Consider the following 279-nt stretch of genomic DNA (forward strand, 5'->3'; position numbering starts at 1 on the left):
TTACTATATCTCATCATCTCTTGATTTAAGTCGATTAGCTTCGGATTATATTAATCAATGCACTCTCTTACATTTGCCTTTGCAAACTTTTGATGATTCGTCACACTACTCATCGCATTCACCTTAATGTCTGGCTGCTGTAAAATCACAGGTCCATATGCTTGTATAAGCGGTGACTGTGATCCTAACATTCTAATTGAATTGGATAATGCATTTGGAGCAATTACATGTTGTGCATATACTGTTTTCACTTCTGTTTGCCCTTCCTTAGGGTAAGCG

General features: G+C 37.3%; 1 pseudogene. It reads right to left on the minus strand.

Annotated features, from left to right (window positions below):
* Positions 1 to 53 precede the first annotated feature (53 nt).
* A pseudogene (locus ACSG5Z_RS32595) lies at positions 54 to 279 on the minus strand (HBL/NHE enterotoxin family protein); the annotation flags it as partial.

This window comes from Bacillus pretiosus, assembly GCF_051294775.1.
In the GTDB taxonomy this organism is placed as follows: domain Bacteria; phylum Bacillota; class Bacilli; order Bacillales; family Bacillaceae_G; genus Bacillus_A; species Bacillus_A wiedmannii.